Source organism: Alkalilimnicola sp. S0819, assembly GCF_009295635.1.
Lineage (GTDB): Bacteria > Pseudomonadota > Gammaproteobacteria > Nitrococcales > WHIW01 > S0819.
In genome coordinates this window covers 1-323 of sequence record NZ_WHIW01000062.1, presented here as the reverse complement: position 1 = coordinate 323, position 323 = coordinate 1, and the positions used below count along the sequence as shown (strand labels likewise).

The 323-nt window shown below is 37.2% G+C and carries 1 protein-coding gene; it reads right to left on the bottom strand.

All coding sequences use genetic code 11. The features are described 5' to 3' along the window. A partial coding sequence (locus GBG68_RS13985; protein ID WP_226801817.1) for a DUF4407 domain-containing protein occupies positions 1 to 323 on the bottom strand: 323 nt, incomplete at both ends.

Genomic DNA, 323 nt, shown 5'->3' with positions numbered 1-323 from the left:
TGGCTACAATAGATTGTTCTACATCCATTGTGCTATCAACTTCAACTTCTTTGTATTTTCTCAAGCCAGACTTTATAACATTTGCTACAGAACCTTCTTGTTTATCGCACTCAGCGGCAGCACCATCGATATTGTGTGCACTTAACATGCCTTGTACTTTGCGCATGAAAGTCTCTAAATTAGATTTACCACTAGCTTTACCAATTACAATTAAACGCTCGATAGAGAACACAATAGTAGTTAATAATAACCCGATCAAAACAGCAACAATTGGTCCTCCCTTAAAAGCTGTTCCTAAATAGTTTCCAGGTAGAGGAAGTTTA